This window comes from Hyphomicrobium sulfonivorans (assembly GCF_013306565.1).
Classification (GTDB): domain Bacteria; phylum Pseudomonadota; class Alphaproteobacteria; order Rhizobiales; family Hyphomicrobiaceae; genus Hyphomicrobium_A; species Hyphomicrobium_A sulfonivorans.
Map to the genome: position 1 here is coordinate 44,524 of NZ_PZPO01000008.1, position 19,890 is coordinate 64,413.

16 protein-coding genes are annotated in these 19,890 nt (G+C 61.3%); 6 read left to right on the plus strand and 10 right to left on the minus strand.

Annotation, left to right across the window (positions count from 1 at the left end; translation table 11 throughout):
* Position 1: 1 nt before the first annotated feature.
* The 8 genes from C6Y62_RS15820 to coaBC form a co-directional block, all read right to left on the minus strand.
* Positions 2-847 (minus strand): HesA/MoeB/ThiF family protein, encoded by an 846-nt coding sequence (locus C6Y62_RS15820; protein ID WP_173954742.1) that lies wholly within the window; start codon positions 845-847, stop codon positions 2-4.
* A gap of 292 nt (positions 848-1,139) precedes the next feature.
* Positions 1,140-2,177, minus strand: coding sequence for a sulfate ABC transporter substrate-binding protein (locus C6Y62_RS15825; protein WP_173954743.1), 1,038 nt, complete (start codon positions 2,175-2,177; stop codon positions 1,140-1,142).
* Between the two features lie 120 nt (positions 2,178-2,297).
* Entirely contained in the window at positions 2,298-2,990 is a 693-nt protein-coding gene (locus C6Y62_RS15830) for an MgtC/SapB family protein (RefSeq protein ID WP_173954744.1), read from the minus strand.
* Between the two features lie 247 nt (positions 2,991-3,237).
* Positions 3,238-5,343, minus strand: coding sequence for a family 2A encapsulin nanocompartment cargo protein cysteine desulfurase (locus C6Y62_RS15835; RefSeq protein WP_420844176.1), 2,106 nt, complete (start codon positions 5,341-5,343; stop codon positions 3,238-3,240).
* A 10-nt stretch (positions 5,344-5,353) separates the two neighbouring features.
* Complete coding sequence (locus C6Y62_RS15840; RefSeq protein ID WP_173954746.1) at positions 5,354-6,307, minus strand: family 2A encapsulin nanocompartment shell protein; 954 nt, start codon at positions 6,305-6,307, stop codon at positions 5,354-5,356.
* Between the two features lie 358 nt (positions 6,308-6,665).
* Positions 6,666-7,667 (minus strand): cysteine synthase A, encoded by a 1,002-nt coding sequence (gene cysK, locus C6Y62_RS15845; RefSeq protein ID WP_068462198.1) that lies wholly within the window; start codon positions 7,665-7,667, stop codon positions 6,666-6,668.
* Positions 7,668-7,783: 116 nt separating this feature from the next.
* Positions 7,784-8,347, minus strand: a complete 564-nt coding sequence (gene dut, locus C6Y62_RS16540) for a dUTP diphosphatase (protein WP_417999881.1) — start codon at positions 8,345-8,347, stop codon at positions 7,784-7,786.
* 167 nt (positions 8,348-8,514) lie between these two features.
* On the minus strand, positions 8,515-9,753 hold the full coding sequence (gene coaBC / locus C6Y62_RS15855; protein ID WP_173954748.1) for a bifunctional phosphopantothenoylcysteine decarboxylase/phosphopantothenate--cysteine ligase CoaBC: 1,239 nt from the start codon (positions 9,751-9,753) through the stop codon (positions 8,515-8,517).
* A 394-nt stretch (positions 9,754-10,147) separates the two neighbouring features.
* On the opposite strand from coaBC, the gene C6Y62_RS15860 reads away from it, so the two are divergent.
* From C6Y62_RS15860 to glpD, 4 genes are all read left to right on the plus strand, one after another.
* Complete coding sequence (locus tag C6Y62_RS15860) at positions 10,148-10,807, plus strand: tetratricopeptide repeat protein (RefSeq protein WP_173954749.1); 660 nt, start codon at positions 10,148-10,150, stop codon at positions 10,805-10,807.
* Between the two features lie 392 nt (positions 10,808-11,199).
* Positions 11,200-11,502 carry a sodium/substrate symporter small subunit gene (locus C6Y62_RS16685; protein ID WP_173954750.1) on the plus strand — a complete coding sequence of 101 codons (303 nt, stop codon included), beginning with the start codon at positions 11,200-11,202 and terminating at the stop codon, positions 11,500-11,502.
* 174 nt (positions 11,503-11,676) lie between these two features.
* Positions 11,677-13,614 carry a sodium:solute symporter family transporter gene (locus C6Y62_RS15870; protein ID WP_173954751.1) on the plus strand — a complete coding sequence of 646 codons (1,938 nt, stop codon included), beginning with the start codon at positions 11,677-11,679 and terminating at the stop codon, positions 13,612-13,614.
* A gap of 24 nt (positions 13,615-13,638) precedes the next feature.
* Positions 13,639-15,138: a glycerol-3-phosphate dehydrogenase gene (gene glpD, locus C6Y62_RS15875; RefSeq protein WP_173954752.1), complete on the plus strand. Its 1,500-nt coding sequence runs from the start codon at positions 13,639-13,641 to the stop codon at positions 15,136-15,138.
* A gap of 96 nt (positions 15,139-15,234) precedes the next feature.
* Here glpD and C6Y62_RS15880 read toward each other — a convergent pair whose 3' ends face one another.
* Positions 15,235-17,079 carry an AsmA family protein gene (locus C6Y62_RS15880; protein WP_173954753.1) on the minus strand — a complete coding sequence of 615 codons (1,845 nt, stop codon included), beginning with the start codon at positions 17,077-17,079 and terminating at the stop codon, positions 15,235-15,237.
* A 294-nt stretch (positions 17,080-17,373) separates the two neighbouring features.
* On the opposite strand from C6Y62_RS15880, the gene C6Y62_RS15885 reads away from it, so the two are divergent.
* Both C6Y62_RS15885 and C6Y62_RS15890 read left to right on the plus strand, forming a co-directional pair.
* Positions 17,374-17,589, plus strand: a complete 216-nt coding sequence (locus C6Y62_RS15885) for a hypothetical protein (protein WP_173954754.1) — start codon at positions 17,374-17,376, stop codon at positions 17,587-17,589.
* A 174-nt stretch (positions 17,590-17,763) separates the two neighbouring features.
* Positions 17,764-18,024 (plus strand): hypothetical protein, encoded by a 261-nt coding sequence (locus tag C6Y62_RS15890; RefSeq protein WP_420844177.1) that lies wholly within the window; start codon positions 17,764-17,766, stop codon positions 18,022-18,024.
* Between the two features lie 53 nt (positions 18,025-18,077).
* Here the strand turns inward: C6Y62_RS15890 and C6Y62_RS15895 are convergent, their stop codons facing one another.
* Positions 18,078-19,832 carry an ABC transporter permease gene (locus tag C6Y62_RS15895; RefSeq protein ID WP_246274836.1) on the minus strand — a complete coding sequence of 585 codons (1,755 nt, stop codon included), beginning with the start codon at positions 19,830-19,832 and terminating at the stop codon, positions 18,078-18,080.
* Positions 19,833-19,890: the final 58 nt, after the last annotated feature.

Here is a 19,890-nt window from a genome sequence, read left to right on the forward strand (position 1 = left end):
GTCATGCCGCGCATGTCGAGTTGCGATTCGCCGCCGCTGCATGAATTGATAGATCGGTTATCGAAGGGTTGACGCCGCTGATGGCATTCTCCGGATCCCAGCCCACCGAAACGCTTTCAAAGCGCCCGGCGAGTGCATCATAGATTAGCAGCCGACCGGCGAGCGTGGTGCCCAATCCCAGGATTTCCTTAAGTACCTCTGTTGCCTGCAAAGTACCGATGACGCCTACAACAGCGCCCAACACTCCTACGTCGGAGCAGTTCGGGCCTTCGTTGGCTGGTGGCGGTTCCGGAAACAAACAGCGATAGCTCGGGAAAGGTGTGTCGTCGGTGCCGCGCAGGTGTGGCTTGAAGGTCGACACGTATCCGTCGAACGGACCTACAGCGCCGAAAACGAGTGTGCGTCGAGCCAGATAGCAGGCATCTGAGACAAGGTAACGTGTTGCGGCATTGTCAGACCCATCGGCGACGATGTCGTAGCGGGAGATGACGTCCAGCGCGTTGTCAGCATCAAGGCGCATGTTGAGCGGTTCGACAGTGACGTGTGGATTTATGGCCGCCATCGTTTCCGCTGCGCTGTTTACCTTGGGAGCGCCGACGCTGGCGGTGGTGTGGGCAATCTGGCGCTGCAGGTTATCGAGCGAGACGTGATCGTCATCGATAATGCCAATTGTGCCGACGCCCGCCGCGGCAAGGTAAAGCGCTAGCGGCGAGCCGAGGCCGCCTGCTCCGATCAGCAGAACACGGGCGCGCTTCAGCGCCTGCTGTCCCTGGCCGCCAACTTCCTTGAGGACCAGATGTCTTTTGTAGCGCTCGATCTCCGTTGCGGAGAGTGAAACGGAAGTCATGTTTTCTGTGCCGTGCCGTTTGAGTGCTGCGCCAAGCCAAAGCACCATGGTTATGCTTCATGGCCGTTCGGTGCGCGTCTGATTTCACTGACGGGCACCTTAGCCAAATTGGCCGCTTGCGCCACCGATGCCGACCGATGACGGCACCGTGCAATAAACATGGTTATGGTGCGGGCGTTTTACGAACGTCGAAAAAAGCGATGCGGCTGAAAATAAAGAGCCCCGGATGCGGGTGCATCCGGGGCAAGTTTGGGTAGCTAGGGAAAAAGCGCTAGGGAAAGCGTGGGTAGAACTACTGTTTGCCGATAGTGATGGTGTCGTAGATGCCGCCGTCGGCGAAATGCTTCTTCTGCACGGCCTCCCAGCCGCCCAGCAGCTCCTCGACCGAGAAGGTTTCGATTGGCGGGAACTTGGCGGCGTTTGCCTTCAGAACATCGGCATCGCGGGGACGCAGGTCGTGCTTGGCGATGATTTCCTGCCCAGCTGGTGAATACAGGAAGTCGATGTAGGCCTTGGCCAGTTCGCGGCTGTTGCGGCGGTCTACAACCGGGTTCACGATTGCAACCGGAGGCTCGGCGATGATGCTGGCCTTGGGATACACAACTTCGAACTTGTCGGCGCCGATCTCACGGCCGATGAGCGCAGCCTCATTTTCAAATGTAACGAGCACGTCGCCCTTGTCGCGCTGGGTGAATGTCGTCGTGGCGCCGCGTCCGCCGCCATCGAGAACGGGCACGTTGGCGAACAGCTTGGCGACGAAATCCTGCGCGCCCTCTTCGCTGCCTGTCTTGCGCAGCGCATCGCCCCATGCGGCGAGATAAGTGTAGCGGCCATTACCCGATGTCTTCGGGTTCGGCACGATCACCTCGATGCCGGGCTTGGCCAGATCATCCCAATCCTTGATCTGTTTGGGATTACCTTTGCGGACCAGAAAAACGGACGTGGTTGTGTAAGGGGAAGCGTTGTTCGGGAATTTGGCGCGCCAGTCGGCATCGACAACGCCAGCCTTGGCAAGAATGTCGATATCGGGTGCCTGATTGAAGGTGACGACATCGGCCTCAAGGCCGTTGGCAACCGCGAGCGCCTGCTTGGTCGATCCACCGTGGGACTGGTTGACGGCAACGTCTTTGCCGGCGCTTTTCTCCGCCGCGATGAATGCCGCGTTGATGTCTTTGTAGAGCTCGCGCGAAACATCGTAGGAGGCGTTGAGCAAGGTTTTCTGGTCTTCCGCGAGAACTGCGCCCGCACCTGCTAACAGGGCAACAGCGGCGACGACGGCGGTTCTGACAGGCTTGACGCGGTGGTCAGCCAATATGGTTCGTGCAAGCATTTATCCCTCCAGCCCGGTTCGGATTGCTAGCTAGCCGGATGCAGGCGAAGGGCGGAACGAAGAAAAATAGCTGTGCTTATGAAGGCGACAGATGATGCGCTAAGTTTGCGGGGTGCAGCTTCACTCTCCGGTCATCGATAGGCGAAATTCCAGAACCGCCGGCATGCTGGCAAGGGTGCGCACCAAGCGCTGGGGCGCATCAGCCTCCTCTGAATAGATCAGCATGCGATATTCGAACATCGTTCCCGATGCGATCAGCCGATAGCTGATCTTGGAAATGGTAAAGCCGTGATGATCGAGCAATGCCCGAAGTTCAGCTTCGGGCAGAATGGAATCGCGCGTAAAGCGGATGACATTGTAGGCTGAGGTGCGGATCGTCAGCCAGCCTTCGACATGCCGGAACACCGCCAGCACGATCAGCGTCGCGACGGTGGCGAGAATGGCCGGGAAATAAAACCCGATACCGAACATGATGCCGATGGCAGCGGTGATCCAGATCGAAGCCGCAGTGGTCAACCCACGCACGGTGAAGCGTTCCTTGAAGATCACGCCGGCACCCAGAAAGCCGATGCCGGTCATGATGCCTTGCGCAACACGCGTCGGATCGGCACGAACGGTTTCGCGCGCGATCGTTTCGAGCCACTCGTCCTGATAGAGCGTGATGAGCATCAGCAGGGCCGATGCAAGGCATACAAGCGCGTGCGTGCGAAACCCCGCAGGGCGTCCATGAATGGAGCGCTCCAAACCAATCAGGCTGCCAGCGAGCAGGGCGGCGCCAAGGTGCAGCATTATTTCCGGGTAGTGATCGGGCATTTTTGCCCCGCGCGGTGAAATCGGTAAGTGCGCCGCGCAAAGATATACGTCCGCGCGGACAACGCAGAGTGTTCGCGGAAAACGCCGAAGGGCGATGAAAGTTTCAATCAGTTGATTAGTGGTGCGGGGAGATCCGCCGCCGCGATCTGTCAAGCGGCCGACGCGGCGCTGGCTGAGCGTATTCAGCGGCGTATTGAAGAGGCACGAGCGGCGGGCGAAACGTATTCGCCCGCCGTCTGATGTTGTTTTAGCGCCGAGCGCGGCTGGCCTGAAGGCGCTGCAGCACTGTGATCAAGGCGTCGACATCGTCGGTGGTGTTGTAAAGCGCCAGTGATGGACGCACGGTAGCTTCCAGTCCGAAGCGACGCAGGATCGGCTGCGCGCAGTGGTGGCCAGCGCGCACAGCGATACCCTCCTGCGCCAGCGCCTTGCCGACTTCTTCGACGCGCCATCCATCCAGAACGAACGATGCGACGCCGGCCTTTTCGGTTGCGGTGCCGATGATACGCAGCCCTGGAACGGTCAACAGGCCGCGCGTCAGATACTCCAGCAATTCGTGCTCGTAAGCGGCGATGTTCGACATGCCGATGCGTGACAGATAATCGATCGCAGCGCCAAGGCCGACAGCGTCCGCAATGTTGCCGGTTCCAGCTTCAAAGCGCGCCGGGGCGCCATGAAAGGTTGTCTTTTCGAACGTGACATCGCTGATCATGTTGCCGCCGCCCTGCCATGGCGGCATCGCCTCCAGTATGCTGGGACGACCGTAAACAGCGCCGATGCCGGTGGGTGCAAACATCTTGTGTCCCGAGAACACGAAGAAGTCTGCGTCCAGCGCCTGCACATCGATGGGCATGTGCGAAACCGACTGCGCGCCATCAACGATGGCAATGGCGCCGTGCCGGTGTGCAATCGCAACCATGTCGGCAACGGGCGTCACCGTGCCGAGCGCATTCGACACCTGACTGAACGAAGCGACGCGCGTGCGCGGCGTGAAGAGCTTTTCAAACTCCTCCAGTATGATCTGGCCGCTGTCATCAACCGGCGCAACCTTGAGGATCGCACCTTTCTCGGCGGCGAGCTGCTGCCATGGCACAATGTTGGCGTGGTGTTCAAGATGCGAGACGATGATCTCGTCGCCTTCGCCGACATTGCGCCCGCCCCACGCTTTGGCGATCAGGTTGATGCCCTCGGTTGTGCCGCGGACAAAGATGATGCTTTCCGGTGACGGCGCGTTGATGAAGGTGCGCACCTTGGCGCGCGCATCTTCATAGGCATCGGTTGAGCGTGCAGCCAGCGTGTGCGCCGCGCGATGGATGTTGGAATTTTCGTGCGCGTAATAATACGCCAGCCGGTCGATAACGCTCTGGGGCTTCTGCGTCGTCGCGCCGTTATCGAGCCAGACAAGCGGCTTGCCGTTTACCTGCTCGCGCAGGATCGGGAAGTCCCTGCGGATGGCGCGCGGATCGAATGGGTGCACGCCCGATATGGCCTGCGGTGAGCCGGCGACGGCAGGCTGATGCTGGTAGCCGAGCGCGTTCAGATCCAGCGCGCTGACATCGAGCGGAGAAGCGCTGTAAGCGTATGCGAACGGCGTGCCTGACGCGGGCGTAGACGCCGACTTTGCAGCGGGTGTTGCGCCATTGCCGGACTTCGGCGCGGGATCGAATGGCGCCGCCGTCGAACGGTCAAGGAACGCAAAGCTGTTGCCGGGTGATGCAGCGCCATAGGCCGGCCCCGTCAGCGTGTCGTTGCCGTATGACAGATCGCCGTCGTCAAATTCGGGCACCAGCGATAGCGTGCCGCCAAGAGAAAACGGCACGGCTGCGTAGTCGAGCTCGTTGGTCGCGGGCCGCGACGGTGCGGGAGCACCTGACATTGGTCGTGCAGGTGCCGCTGCACCTGTGCTTGGTGTGTTCTGTGGTGACCGAGAGAATGACGGCAGCTCAAGCGTATCCAGGCCGGGGCCTGTCGGGCTGCCGCTGGCAAGCGCCGGTGCGGATTGGATCTGTTGCGGATTACGCGACGCCGGTTCGGCGGCAAACACATGCGCTGATGGCTGCGCCGCTCCCGACTCCGGAATAGGCAGCGCTGGCCGGCCGGGATTCTGGTTCGGCGTCAGCGGCGGATGCAGCGTTGGCGTGCCGGGAACGGAGTTATAGGCAGACTCCGATGCAAACACGTGCGCCGACGGCAGCGCCGCGCCAGGCCCAGGATAGGGACTGGCTGGCGGCGTCGCATACAACGCATTAGCCAGACGAGCAATTGCTGCCACGTCTGGCACGGCGGTGGGCGGTGCAGATTGCACCGCGTCACCTGCGACGGATGGCGTCGCGTTTTCTGCCGTATCGGCCACGGCGCTCACTTCACTTCGCTGCGGGGTAGTCATGGTACTTGCCCACCTCAACATCATCCAGAACGCCCAGTGCGTCTTCCGTGTGAACGGCAAGCGAGCAGTAAAGCGAGATCAGGTATGATGCGATTGCGCGCCGATCGATACCCATGAAGCGAACCGAAAGGCTGGGAGCAACTTCGCCGGGCACGCCGGGCTGGAACAGGCCGACGACGCCCTGCTTCTTCTCACCAGTGCGCAGCAGCAGGAACTTGGACTTTCCTTCCGGCGTCAGCGGAACCTTATCCGACGGAACAAGCGGGATGCCGCGCCAGGTGAGGAACGGTGAGCCGAACAGATTGACGGTGGGCGGCGGTACGCCACGGCGAGTGCATTCGCGCCCGAAGGCGGCGATGCCACGCGGATGCGCGAGGAAGAATGACGGCTCTTTCCAGACCTTCGCGATCAACTCGTCGAGATCGTCAGGCGTCGGAGCGCCGCTGCGCGCGGTAATGCGCATCGACGGTGCAGTGTTGGCGAGCAGGCCATATTCCTTGTTGTTGATCAGCTCGCTTTCCTGCCGCTCTTTCACCTTCTCGATCAGCAGGCGCAACTGCTCCTGGATCTGATCGAATGGGTGGCTGTAAAGATCGGATACGCGGGTCTGAACGTCGAGCACCGTCGTGACCGCGTTCAGGAAGTATTCGCGCGGCTGCTCTTCGTAGTCGACGAATGTCTCAGGCAGATCCGGGTCGCTGTCACGCGGCGGGCTGCACTGTACGTCCAGAGTGGAGCTTGCAGTTGCGCCGCGCGTTTCCTTCACTTTGTTGAGGCGGTAGATGCCGGCTTCCACTGGTGTCCACGGCAGGAACGGAATGAGCCAGCGCGGCGTAATTCCACCCCATTGCGCCCGCGTCTTGGTGGCGTTGGCTAATTGCCTCGCCGCCCCTTCTGCCAGTGTTCCGCGACCTACGCCTTCCTCAGCCATTGAGAAACCTTTCTTGCACACGTTGGCTCGCACGCTGACCTGCGGGCAGCGCGGTATATGCGGGCCTTTTTGTTTCGGCCTGCATTTGGAAATATGAAGTTTTTCGACTTAGCGTCTGAAGGCGGGTTTATATTCTAATATTGGCACTCGCAATGGAAATAAGCATTCCCAAAACAGTTTTGGTTCATTATTACGGATGGACGTTCGTTTAATTGAAATTCGAGTTTTTAAGGGGCGTTATATTGTCGTTTTGCGCGGGGTTGTTCGTTTTTTTGAAGGTGACGTTGTTAGCAAAAAGGCGACCCCTTTTAGGAGCCGCCTTTTTTTGAAGAGTAGCGCTGTTCCGCTGTGCAAACGATCAGGCGGGCTTTGACGGATCAAGGAACAGATCGCTGGTGTAATACCGTTCGGCCGACGAAGGCGCGACGGTGACGATGGTCTTGCCGGCGAACTCAGGGCGTTCGGCGATCGACAGAGCAGCGGCCACATTGGCGCCCGTCGAAATGCCGCCCGGAATCCCCTCGACCTTCGCCACCAGGCGCGAAACCTCAAACGCCTGTTCGCTCGAAACGGTAACGATCTCGTCGATCAGACCGGTGTCGAGAATGGACGGAATGAAGCCTGCGCCGATGCCCTGAATTTTGTGCGGGCCGCGTGGCTGGCCGGAAAGAACCGGACTTGTCGATGGCTCAACCGCGATGATCTTGAGGCCCGGCTTACGTGGCTTCAGCGCGCGGCCGACGCCGGTAAGCGTGCCGCCAGTACCGACGCCAAGAACGATCGCATCGACATTGCCGTTGGTGTCGTTCCAGATTTCTTCCGCCGTCGTCTTTTCGTGAACCAGCGGATTTGCGGGGTTGTCGAACTGGCCCGGAATGATGGCGCCGGGGATTGTCTTCGCCAGCTCGGCTGCGCGTTCGACCGCTGCGGGCATGCCGCCAGCTCCTGGCGTCAGCTCAAGTTCGGCGCCAAGGTGCGAAAGGATCTTGCGGCGCTCAAGCGACATTGTCTCGGGCATCACAAGGATCAGTCGATAGCCGCGGGCCGCAGCAACGAATGCAAGGCCGATGCCTGTGTTGCCCGATGTTGGCTCAATCAGCACGGTGCGGCCGGGGGTGATGCGGCCTTCCGCTTCGAGCGCGTCAATCATCGCAACGCCGATGCGGTCTTTCACCGACGAAAGCGGATTGAAGAATTCAAGCTTCAGCAGAATGTCCGCTTTCACCTTTGCGGCGTTCGCTATCTTGGACAGCCGCACGAGCGGCGTGTGGCCGATCGTTTCCGCGATTGAATCATAGACGCGGCCGCGCCCCCACGATTGCGTTGCAGCCAGGGTTTTGAACTCGGTGGTGTTGGTCATCGAGGAGCCTTCTGATTGAGCGATATCGGCTGATCCGCCGGGTGCACGGATTAAACGCCTCAGCTTCATCTTCTCACGTTGAGTGATTGGCTCGTGCTGTCAAGTCGGGCATCCGATCATCGATTGCGGGTACGGGCTTTGCTTGAACCTGATTTTTTTGGCGCCGCAGCAAGCGGAGGGATAGCTTTCTTTTTATCGCGTGATTTGCGTAATGTTGCTTTTTGTTTTGCGATTGTCTTTCCGGTGGAACCAAAACCACCATCGCCGCGCGCCGTATTTGAAATGGTTTTAACTTCGACCAGCGTCGCCTGCAGAACAGCTGCGATGACCATCTGCGCAATGCGATCGCCACGGCGTATATCGAACGGCGCCTGGCCAAGATTAGCGAGAATGACGCCCACCTCACCGCGATAGTCGCTATCGACGGTGCCGGGGCTATTGAGAACCGTGACACCGTTTTTAAGCGCCAGCCCTGAGCGCGGGCGCACCTGGGCCTCATAACCCTGTGGCAGTTCTATCGTCAGGCCGGTTGGCACCAAAGCACGCGCGCCGGGAGCAAGCGTGATCGGGTGGGCGACATCGATGGCTGCCAGCAGATCCATGCCGGCTGCGCCCGACGTCTGATACGCAGGCAGGGGCAGGCCTTGTCCGTGGGCCAGCTGAACGACGCGCACCTTCACCTTGTTCTTTACCGCCCGCGTGGCTGTCGATGATTTCTTTTGCTTCGATTGCGCCGGTGCCGCGGTTCGCGCCGGTTTGCCGGGTGCGGAGACGCGCGTCGGTTTTGTGGCGCGGACGGCAGCCCTGCGCACGGCTGCAGCTTTTGATGCAGGTTTGCCCTTCGTTGTCATTCCGCTACCGACGCCTTTGAATTGAAATGATCTGCGATGTGCGCCATCAGCCGCGCGGCCACCTCATCCTTGCTGAGTGTTGGCCAATCCTCGACGCCGTGCGCAGTAACGAGATGGACGGTGTTGCCGTCACCGCCGAACACGCCGCGTGCGGGGGACACATCGTTGGCAACGATCCAGTCCGCGCCCTTGGTCTGACGTTTGCGCGTGGCTTCCGCCACAACGTTTTCCGTCTCGGCTGCAAAGCCGATGACCAGGGTCGGACGCCCTTCGGTGCGATTGCCGACGCCTGCAAGGATGTCAGGATTTTCGGTGAGTTCGAGTTGCGGTTTGCCACCCGCTGATTTTTTGATCTTGGCCTGCTTTTGCGCGTTGGTGCGCCAGTCAGCAACTGCAGCGGCGAAGATCGCGACATCGGCGGGTAGCGCGTTAGCAACGGCTTGCGCCATTTCCTGCGCCGTTTCGATGTGCACCACATTGATGCCGGCAGGATCGGCCAGCGCAACCGGCCCGGTCACAAGCGTGACGTCAGCGCCAAGCGCAGCTGCTGCGCGTGCGATCGCGTGTCCCTGTTTGCCGGAGGAGCGATTGGCGATGTAGCGCACTGGGTCAATTGGTTCGTGCGTGGGCCCGCTGGTCACAAGCACATGCTTGCCCGCAAGCGGACCGCCTTGCGCGGCTGATGCGCCGTCGGCATTCAGCAGACGTGACGCTGCTGCGATGATCTCGGGCACCTCTGCGAGACGACCTGGACCGGCTTCATTGCTCTCGGCCATCTCGCCAACATTGGGACCGATAAAATGGATGCCGTCATTGAGCAGCTGCGCGACGTTGCGCCGGGTCGCGGGGTGCATCCACATGCGCGGGTTCATTGCCGGGGCGACCAGCACAGGCTTGTCCGTGGCCATCAGCACGGTCGATGCAAGATCGTCGGCATGGCCACCAGCCATCTTGGCCAGCAGATCGGCAGTGGCGGGCGCGACGATGATCAGGTCGGCCTCGCGCGACAGGCGGATGTGGCCGATCTCCTGCTCGGCGTTGAGATCGAACAGGTTGGTAAGCACCGGGCCGTTGCTGAGCGCGCCGACGGAAAGCGGCGTGACGAATTCGGTGGCGGCTTTGGTCATCACCGCGCGCACGCTGGCGCCCTCATCGCGCAGGCGGCGGATGAGTTCGAGGCATTTGTAAGCGGCAATGCCGCCGCCGATTATCAGTAGTATTCGCCGCTGTTTCACGTGGCACGCTCACCTTTGGGAAGGCGTTAAGGCTAACACGCTGCCGACGGAAAATGGGTTAAGGAGCAGGCAGCGCGGCAGAGGTGCTGCCTCATTAGCATGCGGAACCGTGAACCGCGATTGCTGGGCCGGAACATGCCGAAGTATGATGGCGTTAGGGCTGCGGGTCAGCGGTATTTTTTTGCTGCCGCACTGGATGAATTAGGCCACCCTTGCCGAAGTGCTACACGTAAAATCTCGGCACTTCAGGGGGTACTCGGATCGTGGGGCCGGCATGGCTCAAGATTTTTGAGGGGCCTGGACTAGCGAGGGTCCGCTCAATGCCCAACATATGCTTGGGCCCAACATCCGCTTGGCCGTATGTGGATCGATCCGGTGTGAATGGGGAGAGACTATGGTGGGCGTCCGTCGTGCTGTTGCGATGCTGGCAAGCGTTGCCGTCGCGGTCACCGTGTCTGTGGCGGCCCCGGCAGGAGCAGCCGCTTCCAACGCGAAGGTTGACTGCCACAGCGAGGACAATGAGCGCCGCATCGAGGGCTGCTCGATCCTGATCGAAACGCCCGGCTTGCCAAGCGATGAGCTCAGCCTCGCCTATGCGATGCGCGCCCTGGCCTATTCGCTCGTCGGCCATTTCGACAAAGGCTTGCAGGATTATGACGCCGCGCTTGCGATAACACCGGATTTTCCGCTGGCGCTGAATAATCGCGCCTGGTCCTACTACAAGCTGGACCGCGCCGCGGAGGGCATCGCCGATGTTGAACGGGCGCTAAAGCTGGCTCCGGACAGCCCGTTCGCGCTCGATACGCGGGCGCACATCCGCCAGTCCCTTGGCCAGAGCGACGCCGCTTACGAAGATTACAATCTCGCGATGCGGCTGGGCGGCAAAAGCATGGTGAAGATGTATCAGTGCGGGCTGAAGGCTAACGGGCTGTACTTCGGCGCGGTGGATGGTGAGCGGTCTGAAACACTCCAAAAGGCGCTGCGCACATGCTCCGGCATGCGCCAATGTGATCCCCTGCCATCCGACGCTGAATGCCGGCCTGAGGTTTCCTGAGCCAGTTGACAGCGGCTCGAAATGTTCGCTGTACAAGCTCCTGCTTTACATCAGCGATTCATCCCCAGTCTTTGGCCCAACCCATGGCTTGACGCAGGTCGTTTGGTCGCACATGGTGCGGCCGCTGGCGAATCCTCGGACCATTCTGTCAGTCCTGAAAAATAAAAGGTCCAAGTCTAGGGAGCTATCCCGAGAGGCGGGGGGATGCGGGTACGTATCGCCCCGCCTTTTGTGTGTTTGCAGCCATCGATTGCGGGGCCAGGGCGAGGCGGGGGAAGCCGCAAATCACCGGTTTCTGTCCGCTGCGATAGCCGCGCGCCACGACGCTGTCGCAAACGGCGTTGAAGTTGCCACTGGCGGTGCGCGCACCGCGCGCTGTGCGGGGGATCGTGGTGCAGGACAGACCGATTTCGGAAAGCGATGCGCCCCGCATTGTCGGAGCGGATGAGAGCGTGCAAGGGCAATCAAACCCGACGGAAAATTCCGTACGCGCCGCGCGCCTGCCGCTATTTGCGCTGTGTATGTGGGCAGCGCTCGCGTTTCTGGTACCCAGCTTCGTGCAAGCGCTGAATCTGGTCGACGTGCTGGCGTTTCCGCTCGGATATTTCATGGCGGCGCAGGGCATCCTGCTTGGTCTCCTGCTCGTGGCGTGGGGTTCGGCTCGCTGGCAAAATCGCCGTGCCACTAGACCATGATCGCTTCGGACCCTATCAGTCCGAAGCGTGAATCATCGGTCTTGAGAAACTTCTGTGATCGCTTCGGACCCTATCAGTCCGAGGCGTGAAGCATCGGTCCCATCGAAGGGCTAGAGCCGCATCGCGATGCAAAGACGAGCGATCGTGCACTAAGATACGGAGGCGCGCGCTGAGATGGTGTCTGGCCCGGTCGAGAAGCAAGCTGCTGTGTCCGGCCGCTGCGGCCTGCTGATCGCGACTTTGCTGCTTGTCGCCATTGCAGGCGCTTCCGCGTGGAAGTGGGCTACCGGCTCGGGGTTGTTCCCGTCAGAGAGCGAGAGTGGCTATTGGGCGTTGGGCCTCGTGCTTGCTGCCCTGCCCGCCTGGTATGCCCGCTTGGCTTCAACCGCAGCCGTCGCTCCATCCAATGCCGTCGCAGGGATGGCAATAGGCGCTACAGCCATCTCCGGTGCGTTCTTTCTCGGTCTCACCGGCGCGGTGTTCGCGCTTGGCCACGACGGGCTCGCCTACTGCATCGGTCTGGCGGCGGGCTTGCTTCTGTTGCAGCTCGTGATTGCGCCACGCTTCTCGCAGTCGGACGCGACATCGCTGCCCGATCTGTTTGCGCGCAGGTTGCCGGGCCGCGGCGTGCAGATCGCCATCACGCTTGCAACGGCAGTGGCCATGGTGGCGCTGCTGACCGCGCAATTGATGGCGGCCGGTCTGGTCGGTTCGCGCCTGTTGGGGCTGGCGTATCTCCCGGCCACCGCGATCGCTGCGGTTTTCGTGCTGCTCTGCTTCATCGTCCGTGGCGCTGTTGGACGGCGCTGGGGCGACGGTGCGCTGCTGGCGCTGATGATCTTTGCGCTGCTGGTGCCACTGGTCGTGCTGTCGATGGTGTGGTTCGGGCTGCCGGTGCCTCAGATCGCCTATGCCAACGTGCTGTGGCAGGTGCAGGGCCTTGAGGAGATGCTGCTGGAGAGCGACCTGGCCGATCCTGCTTTTCTGCGACCGATGATGTCGCCGTTTGTGGCGCTGACGCCGACAAACTTTCTCGGGCTTGTGCTCGGGCTGGCGCTGGGCGTTGCGGTTCTGCCGGCCCTGTTCGGGTTGCTTCCGGCAAAGGACGCTTCTGGCACGCGGGCGCGTTCCTCGGCTTTGTGGGCGCTCGCGTTCGCCGTGCTGCTGCTGACCCTCATTCCCGCCGCAGCAGCGTTCACCAGATTTGCGCTGACCAACCTGATCGCCGAGCGTACGCCTCTGGCTGATTTGCCGGAATGGATTTTCACCTACGGTCGCCTCGACCTGCTGCACATCTGCGGGCGGGCGGCGACCGATGCTGCAACCGTAGCAGCAGCCTGTACCGAGCTGCCGGATTTCACCGGCTCGCTCAGCTTGCAGGATGTGGTGATCGATGCCGACGCAGTGCTGCTAGCGCTGCCGGAGATGACCGGTTTTGCGCCCGGAGCACTCGGTGTGTTGGGTATGGTTGCGCTGGCGGCCGCGCTGGTCAGCGCCAACGCTGCGCTGCGCGCAATCACGCGCGCTTTTGCAGATGGCGCGGACGACGGCAGGGACGATGCGGACGCGCCAAACACAGGCCAGCGAGCACTGTCGCTGCTGGTTGCGATGGCTGCTCTTGCGTTGGCCTTCGTGGTGGCGTCGGCCCGATCCGCGTCGGTTGTCGAAGTCGCCGCCTGGGCGTTGGTGATGCTGGCCGCTACGCTTTTTGTGCCGCTGCTGGCGCTGCTCTGGTGGCGGCGCACGACTGCGTCAGGTGTAATTGCGGCTATTGTCGTCGGGCTGGCGGTTTCGGGCGGCTATCTCGTCGCCAACCAGCATTTTCCTGCACACTTCTACGAGTTGAGCGATGGTCTGATGCGTGGTGGCTTTACTGCGGAGCGGGATGAGTATTTCGCTGAGCTGAAAGAGGCGTGGCAGGATGCGGCGCCGGGTGAAGCCAAAGACATGGCGTGGGCGGAGCTGAATGCCCACGCGCGATCCGTTGTCGGGATCTGGGGCATCAACAACCTTGGCTCGGCGCTGCTTGCCGTGCCTGCATCGCTGTTGGCCTTGATTGTAGGGTCGCTGCTCACAGCACCCTTCCGCCGCCGCGAAACAGCAGAAGTGTAACCGTTGCCCGTGCTAAGCTCGGCCATGGTCTACGACATTGCGATTGCGGGTGGCGGTATCAACGGCGCGGGCATTGCGGCTGACGCGGCTGGTCGCGGTCTGTCCGTGCTGCTGGTCGAGAAAGACGATCTGGCCAGCGCTACGTCATCGGCAAGCTCAAAACTGATCCACGGCGGACTGCGCTATCTGGAGCACTACGAGTTTCGCTTGGTGCGCGAGGCGCTGCAGGAGCGCGAGGTGCTGCTCGCGAATGCCGGACACATCGTCTGGCCGCAGCGGTTCGTGCTGCCCCGCGTGCAAGGTGGTCGATCCGGACTGATGCTGCGCGCGGGGCTGTTCCTGTATGACAATCTGGGCGCGCGCCAGCGCATCCCGGGATCGGCGTCGCTTGATCTGCGGCATGATACGGCCGGCCATCCGTTGCGCAAGGAGATAGAGCGCGGCTTTGCCTATTGGGATTGCCGGATGGACGATGCGCGTCTGGTGGTGTTCAACGCGATCGCCGCCCGGCAACGCGGCGCCATTATCGCCACGCGCACAGCGCTGCAGTCGGCCCGCGCAGAGAATGGTATCTGGCGGCTTGCTCTCGAAAGCTCGGGCGCAGTGCAGGAGGCTTCGGCGCGTGTTTTGGTCAACGCGGCGGGGCCGTGGGTCGATGGCGTCGATGGTACCGTGCAGGCCGCGGGCGAGACATCGCATCCCAAGATGAACGCGCTGCGTCTTGTGAAGGGTAGCCATATCGTTGTGCCGCGCATCCCGGGCGCCGATGACGCGTATCTGTTTCAGAACAGTGACGGTCGTGTTGTTTTCGCTATTCCGTACGAGGAGCGGTTCACGCTGATCGGCACAACGGATGTCGATTACAGGGGCGATCCACGCACGGTCGCCATCAGTGATGCGGAGATCGATTATCTGCTGGAGCTGGTTCGTCGCTATTTTTCACGGCCGCCTGAACGCGGCGATATCGTCTGGAGTTTTGCCGGCGTGCGGCCGCTCTATGGCGAGCATGCTGGCGGCAGCGCTTCCGCCGTCACGCGCGATTATCACCTCGAGGTCAGCCAGACTCGCGGTGCGCCTTTGCTTACGGTGCTCGGCGGCAAGCTGACCACGTATCGTAGGCTGGCAGAAGCGGCGCTGGATATGCTGAGCCCGCACTTTCCAGCGATGGGTCCGAAATGGACCGCTTCCACGCCACTCCCCGGCGGCGCGCTGGGGGCCGATGGTCTTGCAGGTTTTGTGCTGGACCTTGGCCGCCGGTATCCCGGTTTTGATGCACCGTTTCTTGGCCGTCTGGCGCGGCGCTATGGAAGTCTGACGGATACCGTTCTCGCCGGAGCAAAGCACAAGGCCGATCTTGGCGCCGATTTCGGTGCGGGTCTGACTGAGCGCGAAGTTGTCTATCTGCGCGATCACGAATGGGCGCAAACGCCGGAGGATGTGCTCTGGCGGCGTACCAAATGTGGACTGCATATGAATGATGCCGAACGCGTGGCGGCGGTGGATGCAATCGCACGCATTCTGTGAAGTGGGCGCAGCTCCGCCGCTGATCGGCGCTGTACGGCTCGCTGCTAAGCCTCGGCCGACTATCGGCCCGGCGAGATCGGCTTGCGTAGCCGGTTCTTATTTATCGCCGTCGCCGGAGCTCTGCGGTTGCGCAGGCGATGGCACGGGCGCGACATGCGCTTCAACAACCGGCGTGGTCCAGGGGCCTTTCACCGTTACGATGTTGGTCGGCGCAGATGCGCGTGACTCTACCGATCCTGTAACGGTGGACTGCGATGCATCCAGCACCGGTGCATCGCTGACCGCGAATTTGAGAGCGACTGTGTTGTTCAGAATATCAATTGCGCCTTCGGTGTTCAGCGCCCTGGGGCCGGAAACCGCATTGGCCGACTGTGTGCGAATGACGCCGCCGGAAACGGTGAAGCGTGCATCGAGCCTGTCGACTGCGATCGCGCGTGCGTAGATTTCCTTCCACGGGTCATCCGGCAGCGGATTATCAGCGGTGGTGGCGGTCAGTCTGTTGACGTCAATACCAACGCGCCCACCTTCGATCAGCACGACGTTGAACTTGCCATCCAGCGAGTGCAGCAACGCTTCGCCGGTGCTGCCGCTGGTCGTGATGTCGGCATCGAGGATGCCACGCCCTTGAATTGAGGGATGTCCAAAGATCGCCAGCAGCGGACGCCCCAGGTCGGCGGCGTCAAACTTTGCCTGCACGGCATATCGCGGATTATCTCCTTCAAGGTCGATCCGCACCTGGCCGCTGGCGCGTGTGCCGTCGGCAAATTCCAGCTCGGCGATGTCGGCAAGGACTTTGTTGTCGCGCACCGAAAGCGTTATGGCGCTGCGTCCGATGGTGAGAGATGCCAGCGACTGCGCAAGATTGTCGGCTGAGATGCGCAAATCGGCGTCGACATCCGGGATGTGCGGGAAATCCAGATTGTCGGCGCTGCGCAATGCCTGCAGCAGGCTTTCATCGCTGGTGAACGGTTTGGTGCCCTTGAAATAGGGATTGAGGTCGAGCGTCTTGAAACCCAACGTGCCTTCAACAAGCGGCTGCGCGGTCGTGAAGTTGAGGCCGAGGGTACCCACGGCACTGTTGCCGTCGAGGTCGATACTGGCGTTTTGAAACGCAATGTTGCGGCCGGACCATTCCATCTGGCCTTTGGCGCGGAACGGACCAAAGCCGTTGCCTTCGCTCCATTCGATGCCAAGCCAGTTCGTCAGCGCACGCAGGTTTGCGACCTGAACGGAAGTTTGCGGAGCGGTCAATCTGGGGTTCTCGCCCAGCAGCAGATTGCCTTCCACCGCTGCGGTGATCGGAGCGGAATTGATGGCGGCGCGCAGCGGCCTTGAAATGCCCTGCGCGTCAACGGCTGCGCCCAAGGTGGTGTCAAACTCCAGCCGTTCGCCACGCAGGTCAAAGCTGCCTTTGGCATTGATCGTGCCGCTGGCATCGCGCGATACGGTGGCGGTGAAATCCTTCAGATCGACCTGCGGGCTGTTTTCCATCCGGATCTGGACGACGCTCTTGCGTACGACCAAGCCGTCGAACTGCATCCCCTGCAGTGCTTGCACAAGCGGCGCGACGACGTCTTCGGCATTTCCGGCGGCGTTATGCTGCTGCAGGGTCGGACTGCGCGGTGCGAAGTCGACGGTGAACGTTGCGTATTCCAGCGTGAGCTGCGGGCCGCTGCCGGTCAGCAGCATCGCAATGACCTGACCGCTGCGTGCAAGTCCGGTGCGTGTAGGCGGGATAGATAATGTGCCTTCGGCGACATCGATAACCGGCGCCGACAAAAGGCGCACCGGCGCGCTCAGGCTGTAGGTGTTCGGCGACGCAGCAAACACGGCGCCGCTTTGCAGCGTGATGCTATGGTAGCGATCAATCGCAATCAGCGGAGCAGCAATCAGTACGATGAGTAGCGAGAACAGCGCGATGATGCGCGTATGGCCTCGCATCCTTTGCGTCGGGCGCTCCATGTACTTTTGCCGCCTCAGCACGCGTCAACCACCGTCAACTTGGGAAAATACGACGAAGGCTCCAGCTTTGGGCTGTGAGCCTCGATACCTAAGCGGGTGCCAACAGTCTTAAAGAAGCGACCTGAGGCGTGCAAGACGCCATGGACGATATAGTGCGACCGGCACCGCTATTTGCTTAATTCCAGAGGCTTCTTTCTATACCCGCGCTGCTGCTAAGGCGAGCAGGGCGACCTCGCTTCCCACGCTTTTCAACCTTGTGCGTGAAGAGTGTGGATGATTCAGAAAACGCACGGTTTTGCTGTTGCATTGCGGTTGGCGCTTGGCTCCGCATGGTTGCGTGCGGATGTTCGCTCGTGCACCTTGCGCCTGAATTTTGCGCAATTGATTGAACGGGAGCATGCCGGTGAGGCAGCCATTTATTATGGGCGGCGTGGCTGTGCTGCCGTGAGAGCGGCGGCTCGTGGATTTGCCGCTTTCGAAACTTTCTAATCATGCGCCTGTCACATTGCCGGTTCAGGTTCTGCATGGCGCGCAGCCTGGCGTGATGCAGCAGATGGAGATGCGGTACTCGTCCGATGAGCTTCAAGCGTGTGCGTCCACAGCGCGGCATGTGCCGGTGATACCTTCGACACGTCAAGCTGGTTACGCGCGCCGGAGGGTGGTGTGTTCCGCACTACAAAACGCATCGGTGACGGGGTTAGTCTGGGTGAACTGGTGGGGCACGTTGCCAATCCCTACGAAGACACGGCAGTCGAAGTGCGCTCGTCGCATCGCGGCATCATCGTTGGCCGCGCCACGTTGCCCATCGTCAATATGGGTGATGCGCTGATGAACATCGGCTGGTCAGAGGATGTTGGCGAACGTGCATCGCCGGAGCGTCTCGCCGAACCGGTATGGATTGAAGACGAAGACCTGCAGGACTGATCTGCGATCTATCTGCGGTTTTGATCTTTGCGCGGCTGAGGGGCGCCAGAGCTTCAACGGCCGGAGCCAGCGCGTCCGCCCGCAATCGCCTCATGCAGCAGCAGCACCGGAATGAGCCCCACAAGGACGATCGTGAGTGAGCCAACCGAAGCCAGCTCCAGTTGCTCCAGCGAAGCGAGATTATAAACGTGCGTCGCCAGCGTTTCGAAATTGAACGGGCGCAGCAGCAGCGTTGCGGGCAGTTCTTTCATGCCATCGACGAACACCAGCAGCGCGGCGGCGCCAATGGGCGGAATGAGCAGCGGCAGGTGAATGCGCCACAGCACGGAGAACGAGTTCTGGCCCAGCGTGCGCGCGGCCGCATCGAGATTGGTGGAGATGCGTCCCAGGCCGGCATCGATCGGGGCGAGGCCAACGGCAAGAAAACGAATGACATAGGCCAGCGTCAGCGCGAACAGCGACCCAGATAGCAACAGGCCGGTTGAGACGCCGAACGTTGCGCGCATGAAATCGTCGACGCGGTTATCGAACGCCGCCAGCGGTATCAGCAGTCCGATAGCGAGCACCGTACCGGGAATGGCATAACCGAGCGCTGCGACGCGTCCGGCTGTACGCACGAAACCGCTGCCGACGATACGCGTGGCGTAAGCCAGAGTCAGCGCGACGACGACAGCAATCGCAGCAGCCATCGCCGATAAAAACAGGCTGTTGAGGGCAGCATCCAGAAACCCACTCGATATGGCTTCTGAGGTGTGTTTGATGGCGTCGGGCGCGATCACCGCCACCGGCACGACGAAGCCCAGCACGAACGGAATTGCGGTGAACAGCGCCGCGCACCAGCCTTTGGCGCCGGTGAGTTCGTGGAAGGGAATGGCGCGATAGCGGCCTGTCGTGTTGTGGCTGCGTGCGCCGCGACGGCTCGCGCGTTCAAGGGCGAACAGCATCACGACCAGCATTAGCATCACAGTGGCGAGCTGCGCCGCGCCGCCGATGTTGGAGCGGTGCAGCCATGTTGAGTAGATGGTGGCGGACAGCGAGTCGATGCCAAGATACTGCACCGCGCCAAGGTCGTTCAGGCATTCCATGATGACGAGTGCAACGCCGGCGGCGATGGCAGGCCGCGCAATCGGCAGGGCGACGGAAAAGAAGGTGGCGATTGGCGAGCGCCCTAGTGTGCGGGCAACTTCGAGCACGCATACCGACTGCTGCGCAAAGCTGGAGCGGGCGGTGAGATAGACATACGGATAAAGCACCGACGCCATCACCAGCACGCCACCGCCAAGCGAGCGGATCTGCGGAAACCAGTAATCGTGCACGGTGGCGAAGCCAAACGTCGTGCGCAGGTATGTCTGCACCGGCCCGGCATAATCGAGCAGCTCAGCGTAACAGTAGGCCGCGATGTAGGTGGGCACCGCAAGTGGCAGCACCAGCAGACGATCCAGCATCTCGCGGCCGGGAAAGCGGTACATCGTTATCAGCCACGCAGCGCCTGTTCCGGCGATGAAGCATGCCGTAGCTACGCCTCCGGCCAGTATCGCCGTGCTCAGCAGCGAGTGGGGCAGCACCGTTGAAACCAGATGCGGCCAGATGTTCTCGGTGGGTGTCAACGCCAGGACGATGATGGTGACGATAGGCAGGCTGATCAGAGCCAGAATGAGCGCGGTGATAATCGTCCACACTGGCGCGGCTGTGCGGGTGCCACGTCTGTTGCGCTCAGCAGAAAACAGCGCGCCCATCGCACCGCCAAGAGGCGACAGGCGCTGCGCCGAAGTTGCCGGACCTGTTGGCTGAGAATTGTGCGCGCTCATTGCCAGCACCATAGGCCGGATTGCGTGATTTGTCCGGGGCCGGTCGGAAGCAGCTGCA

What these genes read in the sequence shown, in the direction of transcription:
- C6Y62_RS15820 (WP_173954742.1), bottom strand. Translation starts at nt 847, where the DNA reads ATGACTTCCGTTTCACTCTCCGCAACGGAGATCGAGCGCTACAAAAGA.
- C6Y62_RS15825 (WP_173954743.1), bottom strand. Translation starts at nt 2,177, where the DNA reads ATGCTTGCACGAACCATATTGGCTGACCACCGCGTCAAGCCTGTCAGA.
- C6Y62_RS15830 (WP_173954744.1), bottom strand. Translation starts at nt 2,990, where the DNA reads ATGCCCGATCACTACCCGGAAATAATGCTGCACCTTGGCGCCGCCCTG.
- C6Y62_RS15840 (WP_173954746.1), bottom strand. Translation starts at nt 6,307, where the DNA reads ATGGCTGAGGAAGGCGTAGGTCGCGGAACACTGGCAGAAGGGGCGGCG.
- cysK (WP_068462198.1), bottom strand. Translation starts at nt 7,667, where the DNA reads ATGACCAACACCACCGAGTTCAAAACCCTGGCTGCAACGCAATCGTGG.
- C6Y62_RS15860 (WP_173954749.1), top strand. Translation starts at nt 10,148, where the DNA reads ATGGTGGGCGTCCGTCGTGCTGTTGCGATGCTGGCAAGCGTTGCCGTC.
- C6Y62_RS15870 (WP_173954751.1), top strand. Translation starts at nt 11,677, where the DNA reads ATGGTGTCTGGCCCGGTCGAGAAGCAAGCTGCTGTGTCCGGCCGCTGC.
- glpD (WP_173954752.1), top strand. Translation starts at nt 13,639, where the DNA reads ATGGTCTACGACATTGCGATTGCGGGTGGCGGTATCAACGGCGCGGGC.
- C6Y62_RS15880 (WP_173954753.1), bottom strand. Translation starts at nt 17,079, where the DNA reads ATGCGAGGCCATACGCGCATCATCGCGCTGTTCTCGCTACTCATCGTA.
- C6Y62_RS15885 (WP_173954754.1), top strand. Translation starts at nt 17,374, where the DNA reads ATGATTCAGAAAACGCACGGTTTTGCTGTTGCATTGCGGTTGGCGCTT.
- C6Y62_RS15895 (WP_246274836.1), bottom strand. Translation starts at nt 19,832, where the DNA reads ATGAGCGCGCACAATTCTCAGCCAACAGGTCCGGCAACTTCGGCGCAG.